1 protein-coding gene is annotated in these 3,682 nt (G+C 58.6%); it reads right to left on the minus strand.

Features of this window, described 5'->3' with window-relative positions; translation table 11 throughout:
* Window positions 1–376: 376 nt before the first annotated feature.
* A complete protein-coding gene (locus tag QZ302_RS09370) occupies window positions 377–2,764 on the minus strand; it encodes a transglycosylase domain-containing protein (protein WP_294594755.1) in 2,388 nt (795 codons plus the stop codon).
* Between the last annotated feature and the right edge of the window lie 918 nt (window positions 2,765–3,682).

The following is a 3,682-nucleotide window of genomic DNA, read 5'->3' on the forward strand; positions in this document are numbered from 1 at the left end:
AGCGCATTTTGACGATTTCCCTCTTTAGGCGAGGCGCGCGCCGAGCTCTGTGCCGGACAGAACTGTTCTCTTTGTGAACAGAAAGAACCAAAGACTTTCGACGGATGCTAACGCATCCTCAAGCTGCCGACGGCCCAAAAAGGCGTGGCGCTCGTCTTTGGCTACAGGAGGGGACTGCGCTCAGGCCGCGCGGGCCCCACGTCCCGTGGACGGGCGAAACTGCGTTTCGCTGCGGCAACCTCTACCCCTATGCAACGCGGGCAACCTCGGCCCAATTCCTCGCACCGCTCTTTGTTCACGTGCTTCGCAAAACAAAGCGGCAAGTCCTTACGTGGACTTGCCGCCAATGCTAAAACAATAACGTTACGAAAAATGCCTACTGGAAGAATTCGTCGCCTCCGGACTCTCCCGTTGCCGTAGCACCTGGTGTCGAAATCGCCTGCTTCGGATCGCAATCGTACCGAACGACGCCGATCGGCTCCATAAAACGGTCGTTCATGCTTATGCCCAACGATTTGTCCGCATAAACTTTCTTCATGAATATCCCGAAAATCGGTAAGGCAACCCGGGAACCGTCTGCGCCGCTCATCAAGTGTGTCGCCGGGTCTTCGCCGCCGACCCAGGTGCCGGCCACCACATGCGGTGTCACGCCCATAAACCAGGCATCCGCACTGTTGTTGGTCGTCCCTGTCTTGCCGCCGATATCGCCCCGAAGGTTGAACTGATAACCCAACCGACCCGCAGTACCTGCCGTCACGACCCGCTTGAGCATGTCGAGCATCGTATAGGCCGTCTGCTCGCTGATCGCGTCGTAGGTCTGCGGTGAGAACGAGGCCAGGACATTCCCCTGTTTATCTTCGATGCGGGTGACGAAGATCGGTTCGGTGTGCACCCCCCGATTGGCAAAGGTGCTGAAGGCGCCGGCCATCTCGAAAACCGAGACCTGAGGCGTGCCCAAACACAAGGCATAAACCGGGTCGATATAGCTGTGGACGCCGATTTTATGGATCATATCGGCCACGGCCTGCGGCTGGGCCTGTTTCATGATCCAGGCCGAGTAGTTGTTCCGGCTGTTGGCCAACCCCCAATACAGGGGACGCAACTCTCCTTCCTGCGGCACATTGCCGGCCTCTTTCGGCGACCAGGGACCGGTCGAGGCTTCGATGGTCACCGGAGAGTTGGGCACCAGCGTACAGGGGTTGTACCCGAGCATGTCGAAGGCGAAGGTGTAGATGAACGGTTTGATGGTGGAACCGACCTGTCGTTTCCCCTGCCGTACCATGTCGTACTTGAAGTTCCGGAAGTTAGTCCCTCCGACGTAGGCCGTGACGTAGCCGGTGGCGGGATCCATCGACATGAAACCGGCCCGGAGGAACGATTTCATGTGCAGGATCGAGTCTTTGGGCGAAAGCACGGTGTCGCGATCTCCGGCGTAGGTGAAGACGGTCATCGGGATCGGTTTCTCGAAGGCGGCCAGGATGCGGTCGTCGCTCATCCCGTTCCGTTTCATGGCCATCCCCCGGTCGCTCTGGAGAATCGCCCGGTGGACGATCTTAGTCTCTTCCTTTTTGTTGATGTTGTAGAAGATGGTTTTATAGCCTTTGCGCTGCTTTTCGAACTGGGGCTGGATGGTCTTCACCATATGTTCCCGGACGGCCTCTTCGGCGTACTTCTGCATCCGGGAGTTGATGGTGGTGTAGAGTTTCAGGCCGTCTTTGTAGAGGTTGTACGGGGTGCCGTCAGCTTTGGTGTTCTTGTTGCACCAGCCGTAGAGGGGATCGTTCTGCCAGCGTTCGAGTTCGGTCTGATAGTCCCAGTCGGTGAGGTATTGTTTCCGTTTGGGTTCGGTGGCGGTCATATACTGCCGCAGCATTTCGCGGAAGTAAGTGGCGATTCCTTCGTTATGGGAGACGGGGTGGTAGTCGAGCCGGATGGGTTCGGCGGTCAGCCGGCGCACGTCGGCGTCGCTGAGGAAGCCGGCGCTGCCCATTCGTTCGAGAACGGTATTCCGCCGCTTCAATGCCCGCTCGGGATTCCGCACGGGGCTGTACCGGCTCGGGGCGTTCACCACGCCCACCAACATAGCTGCCTCCTCGGGAGCCAGCTCGGCCGGGGTCTTGTTGAAAAAGGTGGCGGAGGCGGATTTGATCCCGAAGGCGTTCGACCCGTACTCGACGGTGTTGAGGTACATGGCCACGATCTCTTCCTTGGTGTAATTGTGTTCGAGCATTACGGCGGTGATCCACTCTTTGAGTTTGGCGATCACGAGTTTGCCGGCTTTCGCGAGCCCGGAGCTATGGACGGTATCGCGAGGATAGAGGTTCTTGGCGAGCTGTTGGCTGATGGTGGAGCCGCCGCCTTGTCCGCGGTCGCCGAGCAGGACGGTCTTGAAGCCCACGCGGGCGAGGCCTTTGAAGTCGATGCCGGAGTGGCTGTAAAACCGGGCGTCTTCGGTGGCGACGAGGGCGGCGACCAAGTTGGGGGAGAGGTCGCCGTAATCGACGTAGGAGCGGTTCTCGATGAAAAAGCTCCCGAGATTCTTACCGTCGGCGGAGATGATTTCGGTGGCGAGGTTGCTCCGGGGGTTTTCGAGTTCTTCGAAGGTGGGGAGTTTGCCGAACACGCCGAAGCCGATCATCAGCAGGAGGGTGCCGAGGATCAGAACGGGGGTGGCGAGGATGCTCCAAAAGATGAGGGTGATCTTCCGCCGATGGGCGGGATCCTGGACGTAATTGCGTATCTTGAGGTAGGTCTTGTTGGCCATAAAATCCTGAGAATAACTCGTTGCGTGATTGCAAAGATACGATTTTTAATCGTCGGTGCTGCGGTTGGACAGGAGGGAACCCCGCCCCGGGCCAACGCACCGATTATGCGGGCGGGTTGTATGGCGCAGGGTATCTCGGTTACAGTTGGTCGTCTTTCACCGGCTCTGCCGTGGGCTGCATTCTTCTGAATTTCGGCCTGGAGTGGCTCCATACCAGCAGTGGGGGTAACCGCGATTACGGTTTCCAGTTGCGCTGCCTCTCGGAATAAACAGAGGGAGGTGTGCCTGCGACGAGCAATGTAAGGAGGCAACGGTTTATTCTTGGGATGGAGGCTTTAGGGCAGAGACGGCCATTAAAACGCCCGACGGGCGCGCCCCGGGCTGCCGCTACGGCATTAACACGGATGCTTCGAGCTTCGTCGGGGGCAGCGGATATAGCTGGTCGTCCACATGCGATGCTTTGACGGCCAAATTTGTAGATTACACGGCTATGGGACTTAATCCGGGCAATTCGCATCCTCGCACCTTCGGTTTTCAGTTGCGTTGCCTCTCGGAATAAACGGAACGGAGAGCTTTCGCCGGAACCGATTGGGAACTTAGAACCCGGGCTTGGGCCCGCTTTCCATTCAGACTTACGGTTCGTAAGAGCCCGCGCGACCCTGCGAGTCGCAAATACACTGCCTTTTTCTGTCGGTTTCGTCCTCGGCGCGTCTTGTTAAAGCAGCTCGCCGCCAGCGGTGAATGCAACGAGCTCCGACGAGTTGCAGTCCGCCGCGTGGGGTGGCGGCGAACTGCGCGACTCTGCGAGTCGCAAAAGCACAGCCCAACCCACGGCCCAAAGCACTACCCCGTGTCGGCCTCACTGCGGCTCCGCTTTCGCTCCGCCGCGTTTTCGCGCGCCTTGCGCGATTCATCTAT

The sequence above is a fragment of the uncultured Rikenella sp. genome (assembly GCF_910579375.1).
Taxonomy (GTDB): domain Bacteria; phylum Bacteroidota; class Bacteroidia; order Bacteroidales; family Rikenellaceae; genus Rikenella.

Bases quoted from the DNA above. Each gene is read 5' to 3' on its own strand.
- QZ302_RS09370 (WP_294594755.1), bottom strand. From the start codon at position 2,764: ATGGCCAACAAGACCTACCTCAAGATACGCAATTACGTCCAGGATCCC.